Origin of the sequence: Stenotrophomonas terrae (assembly GCF_039674165.1) — a bacterium.
Lineage (GTDB): Bacteria > Pseudomonadota > Gammaproteobacteria > Xanthomonadales > Xanthomonadaceae > Stenotrophomonas > Stenotrophomonas terrae_A.
The window spans coordinates 25284-44523 of record NZ_JBDJMY010000036.1; the positions used below are offsets into that span (position 1 = coordinate 25284).

Sequence of the window (19240 nt, forward strand, 5' to 3'; positions counted from 1 at the left end):
ACAGAGTGTGGGTCTGTGTTGTTCTTTCCGTGGGTGTTGCGGCTTGCTGCACGCTGCCGGCAGCACCGCCAAGCGAGCCTGTACCGTGTCCGGCGAGCCCGCCGGCACAAATGCTCAAGCTGGTTTACGTAGACGTGGTGCTTGGCCCGGGAGGGCCGGTCATAACGCCGGAAACCTGTGTGGTACGCAGCGGAACCCGGGTGCTGTGGCGCACTGCGGAGAATGCGCTGGAGCCCTTCGAGTTGGCGTTCGCCGAGTCACCGGTGGATCCCGCACGTCAAGGCGTGGCGGGAAGTGATGGGCAGAAGGATTTCCTTTCCCAGCGCATGGGCCGGCGACAGGAAGTACTGATCACCGCCAAGGAAGTGAGCGCCGAAAGCGATATCAAATACGACGTGCGTATCGGCTCACATCACCTCGATCCAGGTATCAAGATCATGCCGCGTTGAGCGGCAAGGCGCGGCCTCAGCAAGGTTCCAGGCAGGCACGGACCGGGGCGAAACTGCGACGGTGCTGCGGGCACGGGCCATGTGCCCGCAGTGCGGCCATATGCAACGGCGTGCCATAGCCCTTGTGCTGGTCGAAGCCGTACTCGGGATGCTGCTGGTGCAGTTCCAGCATGTAGCGGTCGCGGCTGACCTTGGCCAGGATGGAGGCGGCCATGATGCTGCGGTCCAGTGCATCGCCGCCAATCAGTGCCTCGGCCGGGCAGGGCAGGCCCTTGGGAATCTTGTTGCCGTCGATGCGGGCCAAGCGCGCTACATGCGCCACGCCTTCCACCGCCAGGCGCATGCCCTGCATGGTGGCCTGGAAGATGTTGAGGCTGTCGATCTGCGCCACGTCGACCATGATGATCTTGTAGGCCAGAGCACGCTCGATGATGCGGTCGTAGAGCTGCTCGCGGCGCAGTGCGGTCAGCGCCTTGGAGTCGTCCAGGCCATTGAGGCGTGGCCGCTGTGGATCGAATACCACCGCTGCCACAGCGACGGGCCCGGCCAGTGGTCCACGACCGGCTTCATCGACGCCGGCATGCAGGCGGAATTCGGGGTCGGCGATTGCTGCGGGGGAGAACAGCGAGGCTTGCCCGATCAGCGACTCACCCGGCGTCGGGCGCGCACGCTTCACGGTGCAGGTCCCTTGGCGGGCCGGTTCGCAGGCTGCAGCAGGCTGGCGATGGCCACCGCCGCGCGTGCCGAGGCATCCTGGCGCAGTTGCTGGTGCAGCTGGCGGTAGTCGGCCTGCAGGCCGTCAACCTGTTCGGGATGTTCGAACCAATGGCTCACGGCGGCGGCCAGCCTGTCCGGGGTGCAGTCGTGCTGGATCAGCTCCGGCGCCAGGTCCTTGCCTGCCAGCACATTGGGCAAGGCGTAGCGGTTGACCTTGATCAGGCCCAGCGCCTTGACGATGCGGTAGGTGAGCTCGGCCACGCGGTAGCCCACCACCATGGGGCGCTTGACCAGCATGGTTTCCAGGGTGGCGGTGCCGGAGGCCAGCATCACCACATCGGCGGCGGTCATTGCTTCACGCGCCTTGCCATCGAGCAGGTGGACGCGCGCGCTGGGCAGGGCGCCGGCGCGGATCTGCTCGCTGATCAAGGCCTTGCACTTGGCATTGGCCGCAGGTACGACGATGTGCAGGTTGCGGTCTTGCTCGCACAACTGCCAGGCCGCGGCGAAGAACGGCGGGCCGAGCCGGCTCACTTCGCCAAGGCGACTGCCGGGCAGCACCGCAAGCAGCTTGGCGTGTTCGGGAATGCCCAACGCCTGGCGCGCCTGCTCGCGGTCGCTGTGCAAGGGGATCTCGTCGGCCATCGGGTGACCGACGAAGCGTGCATCGATGCCGTGACGAGCGTAGATCGGTGGTTCCATCGGGAACAGGCACAGCACCATGTCGGCGCTGGCGCCGATCTTCTCCGCACGCTTCTCGCGCCAGGCCCAGACCGACGGGCTGACGTAGTGCACGGTGCGCAGGCCGCGTTGCTTGAGCCACTTCTCCACGCCAAGATTGAAATCCGGTGCGTCGATGCCGATGAATACATCCGGTTGCCAGTCGAGCACGCGCTGCCGGAATGCCTTGCGCAGTTTCAGCAGGCGCGGCAGGTGGCGCAGGATTTCGGCCAGACCCATCAGCGCCAGTTCGCTGGCGTCGAACCAGGTTTCGCAGCCGGCATTGCGCATCGCATCGCCGCCGATACCGGCAAATTCGGCATCGGGGTAGCGTGCACGCAACGCCTTGATCAGGCCCGCGCCAAGCAGGTCGCCCGAGGCTTCACCTGCCACCAGCGCGATGCGCGGCCTGCGGCCTGCGGCAAAGCCTGTATCCCGGGTTGCGGTGCTCATCATCGCTGCAGCGGGCGCTCGCCGTGCTCGATGAAGTCCAGCATCTGCTTGACGTCATCGCTGCTGAGCGCCTGCTCGGCCAAGGCCAGCTTGGCTTCGGCCAGCGGCACGCCGGCCACGTAGATGGTGCGGTAGGCGCGCTTGATCGCGCTGATCCGTTCGGCATCGAAACCGCGACGCTTCAAGCCTTCGCTGTTGATGCCGCGCGGCCGGCCGTGGCCGTCGATGCCGACCATGGTGAACGGCGGGATGTCACCGGTGACCAATGCACCCATGCCGAGGAAGGCATGATCGCCAATGCGGCAGAACTGGTGTGCACCGGCGAAGCCGCTGATGATCACCCAGTTGCCGACCGATACATGCCCAGCCAGCGTGGTGTTGTTGGAAAACACGCAGTGATCAGCCACATGGCAGTCATGGGCGACATGCACGTAGGCCAGCATCCAGTTGTCGTTGCCGATGGTGGTGACACCACCGCCGCCGACAGTGCCGCGGCTGAGGGTGACGAACTCGCGGAATACATTGCGGTCGCCAATCACCAGCTCGGTGCGTTCGCCGCCGAACTTCTTGTCCTGCGGCTCGCCGCCGACGGCGACATGGCCGATGAAACGGTTGTCGCGGCCGATCCGGGTCGGGCCGTGGACGCTGCAGTGCGGGCCCACTTCGGTGCCGTCGCCGATTTCGACATCGGCGCCGATCAGGGTGAATGCACCCACGCGCACGCCTTGGCCGAGCTTGGCCGAAGGGTCAATGACCGCGGTAGGGTGAATCAGAGGGGCGCTGTCGCTCATCGGGTTGCTCCAGCCAGGTTATTCGCGGGTGCCGGCGCACAGCACTTCGGCGTGTGCAACGATTTCACCGTCCACCTTGGCTTCGCCGTAGTAGACCGCCATGTTGCGGATCATGCGCTTGACCTGCACGTGCAGTTCCAGCACATCACCGGGCACGACCTGCTTCATGAAGCGCACGTTGTCCACCTTGACCAGGTAGAACAGCTTGGACTGCGCGTCGCGGCCCAGGCTGAGCTGGGTGAGCACACCACCGGCCTGCGCCAGCGCTTCGATGATCAGCACGCCCGGCATGATCGGCTGGCCCGGGAAGTGACCCTGGAAGTAGGGCTCGTTGATGGTCACATTCTTGTGGGCGATGATGCGCTTGGCTTCCACATCGAGGTCGACGACCTTGTCGACCAGCAGGAATGGATAGCGGTGCGGGATCAACGTCTGGATGGTGTTGACGTCGATGGGCATCTGCAGTGGTGCGTTCATTCTTTCTCCTTGCTCACAGCCAGGATGCGCCGTGCCAGCGAATCGAGCTGCTTGAAGCGCGCGGCGTTTTTGCGCCACGTGCGGTTGTCAGTCAATGGGGTGCCGGACGAGTACTCGCCCGGTTCGGTAATTGAATTGCGCACCACCGACTTGCCGGTGATGACGACGTGGTCGCAGATTTCCAGATGGCCAACGACACCCACCGCACCGCCGAGCAGGCAGTAGCGGCCGATCTTGGCGCTGCCGGCAATGCCGGTGGAACCTGCGATGGCGCTGTGTGCGCCGATCTGTACGTTGTGTGCGATCTGCACCAGGTTGTCCACGCGCACGTCTTCGTCCAGCGTGGTGTCTTCCAGTGCGCCGCGATCGATGCAGGTATTGGCGCCTATTTCGCAGTCGTCGCCGATGCGAACGCCGCCCAGCTGCGGCACCTTGATCCAGTGGCCGTTGTCCATCGCCAGGCCGAAGCCTTCGGCGCCGAGCACGGCACCGGGATGGATGCGTACGCGCTTGCCCAGCTTGACCCGGGCAACCAGGGTGACGCGGGCCAGCAGTTCGCTGCCGGCCTCGACCACGCAGTCGTCACCGATGATGCTGCCGGCGCCGATGATGCAGCTTTCGCCGATCACACTGCGCGCGCCGATGCAGACGTGCGGTCCGATATGCGCGCTGGCCGCCACCGTCGCGCTGGGGTCGATGACCGCGCTGGGGTGGATGCCGGGCTCGCGTACTGGCACGGTCTCGAACAGTGCGCCGATCTTGGCGAAGGTGGTGTACGGGTCCTTGGCGATCAAGGCGGTGCCCGGTGCAGCCTCGGCGTCATCGGCGCGCAGCAGCACGATTGACGCCTTGCTGTCGGTCAGCTGTGCCCGGTAGCGCGGATTGGCCAGGAACGTCAGCTGCCCTGGGCCGGCGTGGGCCAGTGTGGCGACGCCATGGATGGCAACCGACGGGTCGCCGTGCACCTGCAGGCCGAAACGGTCGGCAAGTTCCTGAGCGGTATAGGTAGGAGTATTCACGCAGCAAGTTTACCGTTTGCGCCGATGGCGGTCATGCGAGCGGACGTTATCACCCTTGCGAGGCAAGGGCAGCGGGTGGGCGAGGGGCCCGAAAGTGCAGGTGTTCTGGAGGGTGCGCAGCGTTGCCACGAAAGTCAGTTTCCGCGGAGTGCAAGCGCGGGACCCTTAAAAACAAACCCCGGGAATGATTCGCTTCCCGGGGCCGGCTGAGGCGGTAAATCTGGTGTAAAGCCCCCTTTGGTAAAGGGGGCGCGCCGACAGGCGCGGGGAATCGGAAGACCGAACCGCGCCCGAAGATTGCGCCATGGCGCAATCTTCGGTACCCGGGGCTTCACCCCGGGTGAGCGGGTCAGTTCTATTTAGAACTGACCACCAAAGGTGAACTGCAGGCGCTCGATCTCATCGCCGTCTTCCTTCTTCAACGGGAAGGCATAGCTGATCGAGATCGGGCCAACCGGGGCGCGCCACAGCAGGGCGACACCGGCCGAAGCGCGCAGTTCGTTGGCCTTGAAGTTCTTGGTGCCGTTGTAGACGTTGCCGAAGTCGAAGAACGCCGAAACGCGCGCCGACGGGCTGTCGAACAGCTTCGGGAAGTAGGCTTCGATCGAGCCGACCGTCTTCACCGAACCACCCAGCGGCTGGCCGTTGTAATAGCCACCGATGATTTCCGAGCGCGGGCCCAGGGTGTTGTCTTCAAAGCCGCGCACCGAGTTGGTGCCGCCGGCGTAGAAGTTCTCGAAGAACGGCAGGCCGGTCGCGCGCACCTGGCGGTGGTTGGCGGTCGGGTTGGTGCCGCAGTCGACCACCTCGGTGGTGGGATAGGTACCAGGTACGGCCGGGGTGGTACCGGTGGCCGGCGTACCGGGGGTGCCCGGGATGTCGTTCCAGCAGATATCACGGACCTTGTCGCTGCCGTAGGAGTCGCCGTAGCCCAGTTCCAGACGCGTATTGATGACCAGCGACGGGATGATCGGCCAGTACTTGGAGAACTGGTAGCTGAGCTTGTAGTACTCCACCGTCGAACCCGGCAGCGTGGTTTCCAGGCCGAGGCGCTGGTAGGTGCCGCGGGTCGGCATGAAGTAATCGTTACGGGTGTCGCGTGCCCAGCCCAGCTCCGAACGCCAGGAGTGGAACGTACGCGTGCCGACCGCATCGATGTAATCAATGATCGACTGTGGCGTATAGCCCGAGTAAGTGGTGATCTGGTTGCTGTCGATGCCGAACATCAGCGAGAACGCATCGTTCTCGGTGATCGGAATGCCGAACACCACCTGCGCCGAACCGTTGGTGCTGTTGTACTGGGCGGTGTTGAAGTCCGAGTAATCGAGCTCGCGCCAGGACAGGTTGTAGCCCAGCGAGACGCCGTCGTCGGTGAAGTAGGGGTTGGTGTAGGAGAAGCCATAGCGCTGCAGATAGCTGCTGCGCGACGCTTCGACCGACACGCGGTTGCCGCCGCCGAGGAAGTTGTTCTGCGACAGCTGCACCGAGGTGGTCATGCCGTAGGACTGCGAATAGCCCAGGCCGAACACGAAGCTGCCCGAGGTGGTTTCCTTGACGTTGTAGACCACATCGACCTGGTCGTTGCTGCCGGTGACCGGTTGGGTCTCGACGTCGACCGACTCGAAGTAGCCCAGGCGCTGCAGGCGGATCTTGGAACGGTCGATCGCGGCCTGCGAGTACCAGCTGTTCTCGAACTGGCGCATTTCACGGCGCAAGACCTCGTCGCTGGTGCGCGAGTTGCCCTTGAACACGATGCGGCGCACGGATACGCGCGGGCCCGGCACGACCTGCATGTTCACCGCCACGGTACGGTCGGCGCGGTTGCTGGTCGGGATCGGGTTGACCTTGGCGAAGGCATAGCCAACGTTGGACAGGCTGTTGGTGATGCCGTCGGCACTGAACTCCAGCAGGGCGCGCGAGAAGGTATCGCCGCTCTTCTGGATGACCATCTTCTCCACGTCTTCCTGCGGCAGGACGGTGTCGCCGGTGACCTTGATGTCGGAAATCTTGTACTGCTCGCCCTCGGTCACGCCGGCGGTGACGAACATGTCACGCTTGTCCGGGCTGATCGAGACCTGGGTGGAGTCGATGCTGAAATCGACGTAGCCACGGTCCAGGTACCAGGAGTTGAGCTTTTCCAGGTCGCCGGACAGCTTTTCCTTGGAGTACTGGTCGTCGCGGCGGTACCACGAAGCCCAGTTGTGCTCCTTGGATTCCCACAGGTCCAGGATGTCCTCGGCCGGGAACTTCTCGGTGCCGATCAGGTTGACGTGGCGGATCTTGGCCGCCTTGCCTTCCTTGACGGCGATGGCAACGTCGACGCGGTTACGGTCCAGCGGGCTCACCGTCGGGGTGATTTCCACGTTGTATTTGCCACGGTCGTTGTACTGGCGGCGCAGCTCCTGGGTCACCCGGTCCAGACTCAGGCGGTCAAAGGTGCCGCCCTCGCTCAGGCCGATGTCGCTCAGGCCCTTGAGCAGCTGCTCGCTCTTGATGTCCTTGTTGCCGGTGACGGTCAACTTGTTGATCGCCGGGCGTTCCTTGACGGTGACGACGAGGATGTCGCCCTGGCGGTCCAGCTGCACGTCTTCGAAGAAGCCGGTCTTGTACAGCGCACGGATGGTGTCGCCGGTCTTGGCGTCGTCAACCACGTCGCCGCGTTCCACCGGCAGGTAGGTGAATACGGTGCCGGAGGAAATGCGCTGCAGGCCGTCCACGCGGATGTCGCTGGCGGTAAAGGGCTCGGCTGCCTGTGCGAGCACAGGCAGGGCCAGACCAGCAGCAAGTGCGAGGGCCAGCAAGCGGCGATTGGGAAGTCGCGTCATATCACGTCCGGTTGGAGTCGATTTCGATAATGCGTGGGTGCCGGCGTAAGACGACGACAACGGGAAAAAGTTCATCGCGGGACCAGGCTGAGAATGTCGTTGTAGAACGCCAGTCCCATCAACCCGGCCAACAGCGCCAGACCGATGTATTGGCCGGCAGCCATGGCACGCTCGCTAAGCGGGCTGCCCTTGACCAACTCGATAAGGTAATACAGCAGGTGCCCGCCGTCCAAGACGGGGATGGGCAACAGGTTGATGATGCACAGGCTCAGCGACAGCAAAGCCAGGAAATACAGGAACCAGTCCACCCCGCGTTCAGCCGAGGCGTTGGCCACCCGGGCAATGGTGATCGGCCCGGATATGTTCTTGACCGAGGCCGCCCCGGTAAGCATGCGCCGCATCATACCCAGCGAATCGCTGGCCAATTTGCCGGTTTCGCGCACGGCGGCCGGGAAAGCGGCCAGTACGCCGTATTGCTGGCGGGCGTCGTAGGCGGGGGTCTGGCCGGTGGCGAAGCCCACGCCGATCAACCAGCGCGGCTTGCCGTCCGGGCCTTGCCCGGCCTGGGGAGTCAGCTCCAGTGCAAGACGGTCACCGCCGCGTTCGACCTCGATCATGCCCGGGCCGCCACGCTGGCCAAGCTGCTGGATCAGCGGCGTGACCTGGTCGGCGCTGTCCACGCGCTGCCCATCCACGGCCAGGATCAGGTCGCCGGGCTGCAGCAGATTGGCGGCGGCCGAATCCGCCGACACCGAGTCGATCCGCGCCGGCTGTAGCCAGAACTGCCAGATGAAACCCGCCTGTACCGGCACCTGGCGTTCATCGAAGCCGGCAGGCAGCTGCGACAGCGGCAGCACCCGGGTGCGCTCGTTGTCCAGCGCGTCGCGCACGCGTACATGCGCATCCTGGCGGTCCATTGCAGCCGTGGTGAAGGCCATGCTGGCCTCGGCCCAGGTGTCGACGCTGCGGTCTTCGACCGCCAGCACCCGGTCGCCGGCGACAAAACCGGCCTGCGCGGCCATGCCGGTGGTGCGGCCGATGGTGGCCGAGTAGTCCTGGCGGCCGATCACGAACATCGCCCAGAGCAGGGCGATGCACAGGATCAGGTTGGCAATCGGGCCGGCAGCCACAATGGCGATGCGCTGCCAGACGGTCTTGTTGTTGAAGGCGAGCGCGCGTTCACCGGCCGGGACCTCGACCTCGCGTTCGTCGAGCATCTTCACGTAGCCACCGAGCGGGATGGCGGCGATGGCGAATTCGGTACCGTTGCGGTTGCGGCGGCTCCACAGCGGCTTGCCGAAGCCCACCGAGAAGCGCAGTACCTTTACCCCGCAGCGGCGGGCAACCCAGTAATGGCCGAATTCATGGAACGTCACCAGCACGCCAAGGCTGACGATCATCCACCACACAGACCCCAAAAAGTCAGCCATGGGCGCAGCTCGGTTGTAGGGTGGGATCAGACATTCGGCAGGCGGGCGATGGCGGTTTCGGTGATATGGCGGGCCTGGGCATCGGCTGCCAGCAGGGCGTCCAGTGTATCGGCCGCCACGTAAGGCAGGGTGGACAGGGTGTGCTCCACCAGCGCAGGGATCGACAGGAAGCCTATGCGCCCCTGAAGAAACGCTGAAACAGCCACTTCGTTGGCGGCGTTGAGGATGGCCGGGGCGCTGCCGCCGGCCTCCATCGCCTGCCAGGCCAGGCGCAGGCAGGGGAAGGCGTCGATGTCCGGCGCTTCGAAATCCAGCCGGCCCTGAGTCAACAGATCCAGCCCGGCGACGCCGGATTCGATCCGCTGTGGCCAGCCCAGGCCTACTGCCAGGGTGGTGCGCATGTCCGGCAGGCCAAGCTGGGCCAGGGTTGAGCCGTCGATGAACTCGACCAGCGAGTGCACCAGGCTCTGCGGGTGCACCAGCACGTCAATGCGCGAAGCGGGCACGTTGAACAGGTGGTGGGCCTCGATGACTTCCAGGCCTTTATTCATCAACGTCGCCGAATCGACCGAGATCTTCGGCCCCATCGACCACTTCGGGTGGGCAACGGCCTGCGCCACGGTCACCGCTTCCAGCTCGGCGCGGCTGCGCCCACGGAACGGGCCGCCGGAGGCGGTCAGGATGATGCGACGCACGCCGGCTTCCAGCCGCGCATCGCGTGAGCGCAGGCATTGGAAGATGGCGTTGTGTTCGCTGTCGATCGGGATGATCTCGGCGCCGGCGTCGGCTGCCTCGCGGGTCAGCAGTTCGCCGGCCAGGACCAGCGACTCCTTGTTGGCCAGCAGCAGGCGCTTGCCGGCACGGGCGGCGGCCAGCGTCGAGGACAGGCCGGCAGCACCGACGATGGCGGCAATCACCGTGTCGGCGTGGTCGCTGGCGGCCAGCGCATCAATCGCGGCGTGACCGGCGTGGGCCTCGGTCGCCAGGCCTGCGTCCTTCAGCCCATCCCGCAGGCGCGCGAACAGCGCGGGCTCGGCGATGGCGGCATGGTCGGGGCGATGCTGGCGGCACAGCGCGAGCAGGGCATCCACATTGCTGCCCGCGGCCAATACGCTGGCGCGCATCTGCTGCGGGTGGCGGGCGATCACATCCAGCGCCGAGGTGCCGATGGAACCGGTGGCGCCAAGGATGGCGACCTGACGTAAGCGAGAGGTGGACATGTTCAGAAACCGAAGATTTCCTTGCCCAGCGCAAACACCGGCAGGGCTGCAAGCACGCCGTCGATGCGATCCAGCACGCCGCCGTGGCCGGGAATGATGTGGCCCGAGTCCTTGGCGCCGGCATGGCGCTTGAGCAGGCTTTCAAACAGATCGCCCAGTACCGAGGCCAGTACCGCGACGGCGCTGACCAGCATCAGCCAGCCGAACTGCGACATCTGCACCCCGGCAAACCAGCCGAACACGCCAGCGGTGAGCAGGCCGGCAACCAGCCCGCCGAGCAGGCCTTCAATCGTCTTGTTGGGGCTGATGCGGGGCGCCAGCTTGTGCTTGCCGAAGGTGCGGCCGGCAAAGTAAGCGCCAGAATCAGCCGCCCAGACCAGGGTCAATGCGGTCAGCAGCCACAGGTGGCCATTGGGCCCGGCGTGGATCAGCACCAGTGAGGCCCAGGCCGGAATGATCGCCAGAGTGCTGGCGGCCAGCTTCAGCATGCGCGCGCTGCTTTCCTCATGCGCACCGAAGTCGAAGAAGCGCAGCCAGAGCAGGGCCAGCAGCCAGAAGCCGACGCCGACCAGCGCTGCCAGCTGGAACAACACCATGCTGCCGGCCGAAGCCCAGACCAGCAGCACCATCAGCAGCAGGTTCAGCACCACCAGTACGGTGCGCGGCAGGCCAACCACGCCGGTGAGCCTGAGCCACTCCCACAGGCCGGTCAGGAATACCAGCGCGGCGGCGGCGGCCAGCCATTGCGAGGGCAGGAACAGGATGGCGCAGATCGCCACGGGGGCCATGATCAGCGCTGCGATCACACGGGTTTTGGTCATGAGTGTGCGCTCGGTGCCGCGTTGGCGGCGATCTGGGCACTGGTCAGGCCAAAGCGGCGTTCGCGCCCGGCATAGTCCTCCAGCGCCTGTTGAAGGACGGCCGCGTCTACATCCGGCCATAGCACGTCAGTGAACCACAGCTCGCTGTAGGCCAGCTGCCACAACAGGAAATTGCTGATGCGGGTGTCGCCACCGGTGCGGATGAACAGGTCCGGTGGCGGCATGTCGGCCAAGGCGACGTGTTGGCCCAGGGCCTGCTCGTCGATCTGCTCCGGCAACAAGGTGCCGGCGGCAACCTGTTCGGCCAGGGCGCGCGCGGCCGCGGCGATATCCTGGCGGCCGCCGTAGCTGGCAGCAATGCTCAGGGTCATCGCGGTATTGCCCGCGGTGCGCTGCTCGGCCTTGTCCATGCGCTGGGCGATGCTGGCCGCGAAGCGGCTGCGGTCGCCAATGAAGCGCACGCGTACGCCACGACGGTGGAGTTCATCCACCTCGCGGTCCAGGGCGCCAAGGAACAGCTTCATCAGCGAATCCACTTCTTCCTGCGGGCGGCCCCAGTTTTCACTGGAGAACGCAAACAGGGTCAGTGCGCCGACGCCACGTTCAAGGCAGAAATCGATGGTGCGGTTGACCGCGCGGGCACCGGCGCGGTGGCCGATCATGCGCGGACGCCGCCGTTGCTGCGCCCAGCGCCCATTGCCATCCATGATGATGGCAATGTGGCCAGGCACGGCTGCGGCGGCTGTGTCGCTATGCGGGACGGAGGACACGCCTCAGACCGCCATCAATTCCTGTTCTTTGAGCTTGACCACTTCGTCGACGTCCTTGATCGCCTTGTCGGTCAGCTTCTGGATGTCTTCCTGGCTGCGACGGTCGTCATCCTCGGTGATCGCCTTGTCCTTGAGCAGCTTGGCTACTTCCTGGTTGGCGTCACGGCGGATGTTGCGGATGGAGATCTTGGTTTCTTCGCCTTCCTTGCTGACCGACTTGGCCAGTTCCTTGCGGCGCTCTTCGGTGAGAGGCGGCAGGTTCAGGCGGATCACGGTGCCCATGGTGGTGGGGGTGATGCCGATGTCGGAGGCATAGATGGCCTTTTCCACTTCCTTGATCATGCCCTTGTCGAACAGGGTGATCACCAGTGAACGGCCTTCGGACACACTGATGCTGGCCACCTGGTTCAGGGGCGTATCGGTGCCGTAGGCCTTGACCTTGATGCCATCCAGCAGCGCCGGCGAAGCGCGGCCCGTGCGGATGGTGGTGAGGGTATGGCGCAGAGCGTCGATGCTCTTGGTCATGCGCGCCTGCGCATCTTGCTTGATATCGTTGATCATCGGCCGAATCCTGGATGTTTCTAGAACCGGCCGATTATAGGCGATTACCCCTGCCCACCGTGCCGGAAGCGGGGTTTAGTGTGCGTCGCGGCCGTGCACCAGGGTGCCGATATGCTCGCCGTGCAGGATTTTCAGCAGTTCGCCGGGCTGGCTCATGTCGAAAACGCGCAGCGGCAGGTCGCTGTCACGGGCCAGGGCAAAGGCGGCCGTGTCCATGACTTCCAGGCCCTGGCTGATGACTTGGTCATAGCTCAGGCTCTCGTAACGGACCGCATCGGCGTGCTTGTTCGGGTCCTTGTCATAGACGCCGTCGACCTTGGTGGCCTTGAGCAGCAGGTCCGCGCCGATCTCGATCGCACGCAGCGCGGCGCCCGAATCGGTGGTGAAGAAAGGGTTGCCGGTGCCGGCGGCGAAAATGACCAGGCGGCCCTTTTCCAGGTGGCGGATGGCGCGGCGGCGGATGTAGTCCTCGCACACATCATTTATTTTGATCGCACTCATCACCCGTGCCTTGCCGCCGGCCTTTTCAAGCGCGTCCTGCATGGCCAGGGCATTGATGACGGTAGCCAGCATGCCCATATGGTCGCCGGTGACCCGGTCCATGCCGCCAGCCGCCAGGCCTGCGCCGCGGAAGATGTTGCCGCCGCCAACCACCAGCGCGATTTCAACGCCGGCCTGCTGGGCCTCGATGACTTCATGGGCCAGGCGGTTGATCACCTTGGGGTCGATGCCGTAGTCCTCATCCCCCATCAGCGCCTCCCCGGAAAGTTTCAACAGGATGCGGCGGTAGGTGGGTTTGGACATGGTGACCTCAGATGGCTGGAAAACGCGGGAATTCTAACGGATGCCGCAGTTTCAGGTGACATCTATTGTTGCAATGCAGCGACAAACTGCGCCTCAATCGCTCCGCGGTTCAGCAGGCGGTGGGGTGCGGGTCCGGTGCGCGGGCAATTACCCGGTTGCGGCCGAGGTTCTTGGAGCGGTACAGCACATCGTCGGCAGCCTTGAGCAGGTCGCGCATGTCGGTGAAGCGCTCGTAGGCACCATGGGTGGCGACGCCTGCGGAGAAGGTGACGTGCAAGGGCGTGTCGGCGACGGTGACGATCGGGGTCTGGGTGATCGCGCCGAGTACGCGGCGGATCACTTCCAGTGCGGTCTGCTCGTTGGTGCCTGGGAACAACACCACGAATTCCTCGCCGCCGAAGCGGGCCACCGTATCGCTGCCGCGCAGCTGGCCCTGCAGCAGGCTGGCGAAAGCCTGCAGCACCTGGTCGCCGACCAGGTGGCCATGCTGGTCGTTGATCTTCTTGAAATCGTCCAGGTCGATGAAGGCCACCGACAAGGGCCGGTCGGCGCGGCCGGCGCGGTCGAATTCCTGCGCCAGAACCACTTCCAGCTGGCGCCGGTTCAACAGCCCGGTCAGTGCATCCAGGTGGGCTTGTTCGGCCAGTCGGCGCGCCTGTTGTTCAAAATCATCGGCGCGCCGCTTGGAGGCGCTGGCGTCCTGCAGCTCGCGCAGGTTGCGCAGCGCCATCAGTTCGCTGGCGTGGTCCAGCAGGTAGGTGATGCGCGCCGGGGACGGCACCGGGACATCGAACAGGGCGCTGATTTCTGGCAGCATCTGGCTGACCTGCTGCAGCACCTGCTCGAACTGGCTGCTGTCCATCTGCAGCTGCGCATGGACAAGGCGCAGGGCTGTGTCGCGGGCCAGGTCGGTGTCCTGGCTGAGCCAGATTTCGGCAATGCTTCCGGACAGGGCGACACAACGCTCGAACAGATCGGCCGGCTCGGCCGGTGCTTCGCTGTGGCGGATGGCATCTACCAGATACGCGGGCAGGCCCCATTGTTCGCACAGCTCGGCGCCGATATCGGCGTGGCTGCAATCCAGGATGGTGCGTTCGCGGGCCAGTAGTGCGTCGTTGTTGTCGGCGCTTGCAAGCAGCTCCGGGTAGCTGTCGCTGCGCAGCTGCAGCAGCGCCAGGATGCCGATGTCCTGCAGCAGCCCGGCCAGCATCAGTTCTTCGACGCGGCGCACATTGCGTGCCAGGCCCAAGTAGCGTGCGGCCAACGCGCTGAGGATGCTGCGCCGCCAGATCGCGTCCAGCTGGTTTGCGTGGTTCTGGTCCTCGCGCAGGGCGCGCGACAGGCTGAAGCCCAGCGCCAGCTGCAAGGTGGCGTTGAGGCCGAGCATGGTCAATGCCTGGCCGAGGTTCTCGATGCGGCGGCGGCTGGCGTACAGCGGGGAATTGGCGATGCGCATCATGCGTGCGCTCAAGCCCATGTCCAACGCGATCACATCCGCAGCGCTGGCGATGTCGGTTTCCGGATCCTGCGCAAGCTCGATCAAACGGACAGCGATGGCCGGTGGCGAGGGCAGGTTGCGGCAGAGGGACAGGGCTGCAGTAAGCTCGGGAGACATGTCAAGGAAGCAGGCGGCAGTGGTTCAAGCATACAGGATGCCTTAAGCAAAGAAGGCGTGCTGTAGTCCAGTGCCGGGAGTGCAATGGCGTGGTTGCCTTGCGATAAAAGAAAAAGCCGCGGAATCCGCGGCTTTTTCAGGTGCTTCAGGCAGCGGGTGCTTAGACCTGCATCGCCTTGGCAACTTCGGCGGCGTAGTCTTCCACCACCTTCTCGATGCCTTCACCGACAGCCAGACGCTGGAAACCGACAACGTCGCCGCCAGCGGCCTTGACGGCCTGCTCAACGGTCTTGTCGCTGTCCAGCACGTAGTTCTGGCCGTACAGGGTCACTTCGCTGATGATCTTGTTGATCTTGCCGCTGATGATCTTCTCCAGGATGTCAGCCGGCTTGGCCTTTTCCTTTTCGCTCATCTTGGCCAGCTCGATTTCCTTTTCCTTTGCAACGAAGTCGGCCGGAACGTCGGCAGCCTTGTTGTGCGGCGGGTTCATCGCGGCCACGTGCATTGCCAGGCCCGAAGCCAGCTCGGCGTTGCCGCCAGCCAGTTCGACCAGCACGCCGATCTTGCCGTTGCTGTGCACGTAGGTGCCAACGGTGTTGGCGCCGTCGATCTTGACCAGGCGACGGATCTGGATGTTTTCACCCAGCTTCTGGATCGCGGTGGCGCGGGTTTCTTCGACGGTTTCGCCGCTGGCCAGCTTGACCGACTTCAGGGCTTCAACGTCGGCGGCGCCAGATGCCAGGGCGGCAGCGGCGACGGCGTCGACGAACGCCTTGAAGTTGACGTCGTTGGCAACGAAGTCGGTTTCCGAGTTCACTTCGACCAGCACAGCCTTGCCGCCTTCGCTGGCAACGCCAACGCGGCCTTCAGCGGTGACACGGTCGGACTTCTTGTCGGCCTTGGCAGCGCCGGACTTGCGCAGGGCTTCGGCCGCTGCGTCGATGTCGCCGTTGGTCTCGGACAGAGCGCGCTTGCACTCCATCATGCCGGCGCCAGTGCGCTCGCGCAGTTCCTTGACCAGGGAAGCAGTGATTTCCATGGAATTACCTCATCAATAGAAAGGGGTAGGCCGGCCATGATGGCCGGCCGTTGTTACGCAGCCCTGTCAGCAGTCGGCACCATTGGCGCCGGTACAGGGGGAGCGGGCGCAGTGACTGCGCCCGCCGGGGTGGATCAGGCCGAAGCCTCGTCACCCTTGGTGGCTGCAGCCTTCTTGGCCGGAGCGCGACGGGCCGGCTTGGCTTCTTCGGCAGCGGGGGCGTCGGCGAACTCTTCTTCGCGCACGTTAGCGGCGTTCGGAGTAGCGGCCTTGCCTTCCAGCACGGCGTCAGCAGCGGCGCGGGCATACAGCTGCACAGCGCGGATGGCGTCGTCGTTGCCCGGGATGGCGTAATCGACCAGTTCCGGGTTGTAGTTGGTATCAACCACGGCGATCACCGGGATGCCGAGCTTCTTGGCTTCCTTGATGGCGATGTCTTCGTGACCGATATCGATGACGAAGATGGCGTCGGGCAGACGGTTCATTTCCTTGATGCCGCCCAGCGAGGCTTCCAGCTTGTCACGCTCGCGACGCAGGCCCAGCACTTCGTGCTTGACCAGCTTGTCGAAGGTGCCGTCGGATTCACCGGCTTCCAGTTCCTTCAGGCGGGCAACCGACTTCTTCACGGTGGCGAAGTTGGTCAGGGTGCCGCCCAGCCAACGCTGGTTCATGAAGGGCATGCCGCAACGCTCTGCTTCTTCCTTGATGGATTCGCGTGCGCTGCGCTTGGTGCCCAGGAACAGGATGGTGCCGCGCTTCTGGGCAACGGACGAGATGAAGTTCATCGCATCGTTGAACAGCGGGACGGTCTTTTCCAGGTTGATGATGTGGATCTTGCCGCGGGCGCCAAAGATGTACTGGCCCATTTTCGGGTTCCAGTAACGGGTCTGGTGGCCGAAGTGGACGCCGGCTTCCAACATCTGACGCATGGTGATCTGGGGCATTGCAAAACTCCTGATGGTGGAACTGACACCGCGCGCGTCCGGTTTGTTGGGATCGTGCTGCGATGCGCGACTTCTTATAAGAGTGCGCAAACAGTTCCGGGGTTGGGCTTCCCTGTTGCCTCCGTGGCCGAACCCTGTTTGACAGGGCACCCCGGCACGGATGGGGGCGACAGGTGAGGATTCACCGGTGGCGCCCGGTGTCAGCGTGTTTCGAGGGGCCAGGGGCCCAACAAAGCCGGCGAAGTATAGCCGTTGCCCGGCCTGGGCGCAATTTGGCCCGTGGGCGCGGCGCCGGGGCCTGCTGAATGGGCGTCAATAAGTCAGGGTGACTGTGATCGTATCGCTATAGCTGCCGGGTACCGTCGCCGGTTGTGGGACCACCCGGCCATAGACCGTGAGCGAGACGTCTTCATTGTCTCCTGAATCAGCAACGGCATTGAGCTGCGTACTCCCCCAGGGAAGCAGCAAGGCCCGGTCCCTGTACAGGGCGTACGGCAGGAAGTTGCCGTTGGAGACCATCCGTCGATTACCGCTGGAGGTGGGGTTCAGTCCGGTGCCAAGGGTCACAAACCAGTCGGTATCGGTGGCGCAGCGCAGCTGGATCAGGGCAGTGGCGTCACGTGGGGCGTCGCCTTGGGAGACGGTGCCGAAATCAAGGTCGCTGGCCAGGTTGATGACGCAGTTGTCGGCAACGTGGGCCTGGGCCTCGCCAAATGTGAACGTGCTCTGGCCGGCGCTGCCGAAAATGGGCGCCACCCCATCCCTGCAGTTCTCTCCAGAGGATGCGCCTGCAAATGGGGCAGCAAAGACGTAACGCAGCAAACCCTGGCTCATTGCGTTCTCGTACCTGTAGGCCGCAGGCAGGTTCTGGCCGGGCGGCACACGACCGTAGACGCTGAGGCTGTACTGCGCAGACCCGATGATCGGCAGGGACAGGAAGGTGTAGAAAATATCGTAGTTGCGCCCGAACGGGCCAAGGAGCTGGGTGCGTGCGGCATTGGCATACAGGTCATACGCCATGAAGGCGCCAGCGTTGTTGCCCATGCGGCGAGGCGCCATGCCCGATGGGAAACCCTCTTCGACGAAGATGCAGACCGTCACCTGCACCGGCACCCCGGGGAGGCCTTGGCAGCTGATGGACAAATTGGCCGAGGCGTCAGTGTTACCCGCAGTGGAGACCGTACCGAAATCCATCAGCGTCGAGCTGACCACCCGGCACGATTGTTGTGCTTCGGCCAGCAACGGCAGCCAAAGCAGCAGGGCAAGCAGCAGCGTGAACGGGAAGCGGTGGCTGGGCTGCCGGGGGGGAATGCGCGCGTTCAAGGTCGGCATTGCAAGGGCTCGGTGGGCGCTGAGGGAGCGGTGGTGGCTGTGTCGGGAAGGGCAATCACGCATTCCCCGCCGGCATGGCGGATGCGCAATCGCGCACCGCTTGGCGCGCTGCCCAGGTAAAGCTGCCCGTCATGGCCGATCACGGTGACGGCCAGGCGGCGATTGTCACGTTCAACCACGGCCTCGGTGCCGGCGGGCAGCCAGTGCCCGTCCGGGCCGAGGATGCGCAGGTCCAGTGGCTGGCTGGGCTGCAGATGAAACCTGGCGCGCACACCGCTGCGCGCAGCCGGCACCACCTGCTGCTGCACCACGTCGACCTGCACATCCAAGGGCAGCGCCAGCGGGTCGATGCTGAGCAGATTGCGCTGCCAGGCACGCAGGGGCGCCACCAGCAGTTCGCCGTGCGCATCGGTGCTGCCGACCAGGCGGTTCTCCAGACGCACCGGCACCCCGGGCATGCCATTGGTGGAAACCAGCGCGAAGGCGTCGTCGGCGCGACGCAGCATGTGCAGGCCGCTGCCGAACCAGGCAACACTGCCGGTGCCCTGCAGATAGGCCAGCGTGCCCACGGTGTTGTCATGATCAACACCGAAACGCCAGCGGCCGTGTTCGTCCAGGTGATTGAGTTCGGTGCTCTGGCTGCGTTGCGCGCCCATGCGGGTCTGCACCCGCCAGCCCCAGCCACCGCTGTCGAGCGGCTGGCTGCGGTTGGCTTCCACCGCCAGCACGTCGCCATCGGCACCGTGGCGCAGCGAGGTGCTGAGCTGGGTGCGGCGATCCAGCGGTACGGAGACATACAGGTTGGCGCTGTCCATGCCCTGCCTGCCCAGGTCGCGATTGAACTGGGCGCTGACCCAGGCATGGTCACGCAGGCTTCGCGACCAGCCCGCGCCAAGCAGACGGGTGCGCGGGCTGCCGGGATAGTCCTGCAGGATGTAGTTGAGGCTGAACTGACCACTGCGCGCGGTGCCGAAGCCGACAAACAGCTGATCGCTGCGGCGCGATTGCAGTGACCGGGTCAGGTGCGCCGGCGCGTCGACGAACTGCCGGCTGCGGCGCTGGGTGCGGGCCGAAATACTGAAGCCCGCTGCATTCCATTGATAGCCCAGGGTGCGCTGGTTGCCGCCTTGGCCGTTGGCTTGGCTGCCACTGAAGGAGGCATCGAGCACCCCGGCGCGGCGCCCCCCCCGGGCCGCCCCGCCCACGCCCGCCCCCCGCACGGTGCGGGCCACAACGGCCTGGGTCGCCCGGGT

At 64.8% G+C, this 19240-nt stretch carries 18 protein-coding genes; 1 reads left to right on the forward strand and 17 read right to left on the reverse strand.

The genetic code is table 11. The annotated features are described in order from the left end of the window. The first annotated feature begins 110 nt into the window (after positions 1–110). Entirely contained in the window at positions 111–449 is a 339-nt protein-coding gene (locus ABE493_RS14355; RefSeq protein WP_346499592.1) for a hypothetical protein, read from the forward strand. A gap of 16 nt (positions 450–465) precedes the next feature. Here the strand turns inward: ABE493_RS14355 and ABE493_RS14360 are convergent, their stop codons facing one another. From ABE493_RS14360 to ABE493_RS14440, 17 genes are all read right to left on the reverse strand, one after another. Then, the gene (locus ABE493_RS14360; protein ID WP_430980792.1) at positions 466–1092 is read right to left on the reverse strand and encodes a ribonuclease HII; all 627 of its coding nucleotides are present in this window, start codon (positions 1090–1092) and stop codon (positions 466–468) included. A 29-nt stretch (positions 1093–1121) separates the two neighbouring features. Then, positions 1122–2342, reverse strand: coding sequence for a lipid-A-disaccharide synthase (gene lpxB / locus ABE493_RS14365; RefSeq protein ID WP_430980791.1), 1221 nt, complete (start codon positions 2340–2342; stop codon positions 1122–1124). Continuing rightward, positions 2339–3130 carry an acyl-ACP--UDP-N-acetylglucosamine O-acyltransferase gene (gene lpxA, locus ABE493_RS14370; protein WP_346499594.1) on the reverse strand — a complete coding sequence of 264 codons (792 nt, stop codon included), beginning with the start codon at positions 3128–3130 and terminating at the stop codon, positions 2339–2341. Before lpxA ends, lpxB begins: the two co-directional genes overlap by 4 nt. 18 nt (positions 3131–3148) lie before the next feature. Continuing rightward, positions 3149–3607 (reverse strand): 3-hydroxyacyl-ACP dehydratase FabZ, encoded by a 459-nt coding sequence (fabZ, locus tag ABE493_RS14375; RefSeq protein WP_346499595.1) that lies wholly within the window; start codon positions 3605–3607, stop codon positions 3149–3151. After that, the gene (gene lpxD, locus ABE493_RS14380; protein ID WP_346499596.1) at positions 3604–4626 is read right to left on the reverse strand and encodes a UDP-3-O-(3-hydroxymyristoyl)glucosamine N-acyltransferase; all 1023 of its coding nucleotides are present in this window, start codon (positions 4624–4626) and stop codon (positions 3604–3606) included. The genes fabZ and lpxD overlap by 4 nt, the downstream gene beginning before the upstream one ends. 359 nt (positions 4627–4985) lie before the next feature. Beyond that, positions 4986–7451 (reverse strand): outer membrane protein assembly factor BamA, encoded by a 2466-nt coding sequence (gene bamA / locus ABE493_RS14385; protein ID WP_346499597.1) that lies wholly within the window; start codon positions 7449–7451, stop codon positions 4986–4988. Between the two features lie 71 nt (positions 7452–7522). Beyond that, complete coding sequence (gene rseP, locus ABE493_RS14390) at positions 7523–8881, reverse strand: RIP metalloprotease RseP (RefSeq protein WP_346499598.1); 1359 nt, start codon at positions 8879–8881, stop codon at positions 7523–7525. 26 nt (positions 8882–8907) lie between these two features. Next, on the reverse strand, positions 8908–10101 hold the full coding sequence (locus ABE493_RS14395) for a 1-deoxy-D-xylulose-5-phosphate reductoisomerase (RefSeq protein ID WP_346499599.1): 1194 nt from the start codon (positions 10099–10101) through the stop codon (positions 8908–8910). A gap of 2 nt (positions 10102–10103) precedes the next feature. Beyond that, positions 10104–10922: a phosphatidate cytidylyltransferase gene (locus ABE493_RS14400; protein WP_346499600.1), complete on the reverse strand. Its 819-nt coding sequence runs from the start codon at positions 10920–10922 to the stop codon at positions 10104–10106. Continuing rightward, positions 10919–11692, reverse strand: coding sequence for a polyprenyl diphosphate synthase (gene uppS, locus ABE493_RS14405; RefSeq protein ID WP_346499601.1), 774 nt, complete (start codon positions 11690–11692; stop codon positions 10919–10921). Before uppS ends, ABE493_RS14400 begins: the two co-directional genes overlap by 4 nt. 3 nt (positions 11693–11695) lie before the next feature. Then, the gene (frr, locus tag ABE493_RS14410) at positions 11696–12253 is read right to left on the reverse strand and encodes a ribosome recycling factor (RefSeq protein WP_346499602.1); all 558 of its coding nucleotides are present in this window, start codon (positions 12251–12253) and stop codon (positions 11696–11698) included. 75 nt (positions 12254–12328) lie between these two features. After that, complete coding sequence (gene pyrH / locus ABE493_RS14415) at positions 12329–13057, reverse strand: UMP kinase (protein ID WP_057628490.1); 729 nt, start codon at positions 13055–13057, stop codon at positions 12329–12331. Between the two features lie 109 nt (positions 13058–13166). Next, positions 13167–14672 carry a GGDEF domain-containing protein gene (locus ABE493_RS14420; protein ID WP_346499603.1) on the reverse strand — a complete coding sequence of 502 codons (1506 nt, stop codon included), beginning with the start codon at positions 14670–14672 and terminating at the stop codon, positions 13167–13169. A 160-nt stretch (positions 14673–14832) separates the two neighbouring features. After that, positions 14833–15711: a translation elongation factor Ts gene (tsf, locus tag ABE493_RS14425; protein WP_346499604.1), complete on the reverse strand. Its 879-nt coding sequence runs from the start codon at positions 15709–15711 to the stop codon at positions 14833–14835. A gap of 134 nt (positions 15712–15845) precedes the next feature. Further along, positions 15846–16655, reverse strand: a complete 810-nt coding sequence (gene rpsB / locus ABE493_RS14430) for a 30S ribosomal protein S2 (RefSeq protein ID WP_346499605.1) — start codon at positions 16653–16655, stop codon at positions 15846–15848. Positions 16656–16967: 312 nt separating this feature from the next. Next, positions 16968–17987 carry a Csu type fimbrial protein gene (locus tag ABE493_RS14435; protein WP_346499606.1) on the reverse strand — a complete coding sequence of 340 codons (1020 nt, stop codon included), beginning with the start codon at positions 17985–17987 and terminating at the stop codon, positions 16968–16970. Continuing rightward, positions 17975–19240 (reverse strand): fimbria/pilus outer membrane usher protein (locus ABE493_RS14440; protein WP_346499607.1); only part of this gene is annotated, 1266 nt, incomplete at its 5' end. The genes ABE493_RS14435 and ABE493_RS14440, both read right to left, overlap by 13 nt.

Bases quoted from the DNA above. Each gene is read 5' to 3' on its own strand.
- rpsB (WP_346499605.1), bottom strand. From the start codon at position 16,655: ATGCCCCAGATCACCATGCGTCAGATGTTGGAAGCCGGCGTCCACTTC.
- ABE493_RS14395 (WP_346499599.1), bottom strand. From the start codon at position 10,101: ATGTCCACCTCTCGCTTACGTCAGGTCGCCATCCTTGGCGCCACCGGT.
- fabZ (WP_346499595.1), bottom strand. From the start codon at position 3,607: ATGAACGCACCACTGCAGATGCCCATCGACGTCAACACCATCCAGACG.
- tsf (WP_346499604.1), bottom strand. From the start codon at position 15,711: ATGGAAATCACTGCTTCCCTGGTCAAGGAACTGCGCGAGCGCACTGGC.
- ABE493_RS14355 (WP_346499592.1), top strand. From the start codon at position 111: ATGCTCAAGCTGGTTTACGTAGACGTGGTGCTTGGCCCGGGAGGGCCG.
- lpxB (WP_430980791.1), bottom strand. From the start codon at position 2,342: ATGATGAGCACCGCAACCCGGGATACAGGCTTTGCCGCAGGCCGCAGG.
- rseP (WP_346499598.1), bottom strand. From the start codon at position 8,881: ATGGCTGACTTTTTGGGGTCTGTGTGGTGGATGATCGTCAGCCTTGGC.
- ABE493_RS14400 (WP_346499600.1), bottom strand. From the start codon at position 10,922: ATGACCAAAACCCGTGTGATCGCAGCGCTGATCATGGCCCCCGTGGCG.
- ABE493_RS14420 (WP_346499603.1), bottom strand. From the start codon at position 14,672: ATGTCTCCCGAGCTTACTGCAGCCCTGTCCCTCTGCCGCAACCTGCCC.
- ABE493_RS14435 (WP_346499606.1), bottom strand. From the start codon at position 17,987: ATGCCGACCTTGAACGCGCGCATTCCCCCCCGGCAGCCCAGCCACCGC.
- frr (WP_346499602.1), bottom strand. From the start codon at position 12,253: ATGATCAACGATATCAAGCAAGATGCGCAGGCGCGCATGACCAAGAGC.
- bamA (WP_346499597.1), bottom strand. From the start codon at position 7,451: ATGACGCGACTTCCCAATCGCCGCTTGCTGGCCCTCGCACTTGCTGCT.
- lpxA (WP_346499594.1), bottom strand. From the start codon at position 3,130: ATGAGCGACAGCGCCCCTCTGATTCACCCTACCGCGGTCATTGACCCT.
- pyrH (WP_057628490.1), bottom strand. From the start codon at position 13,057: ATGTCCAAACCCACCTACCGCCGCATCCTGTTGAAACTTTCCGGGGAG.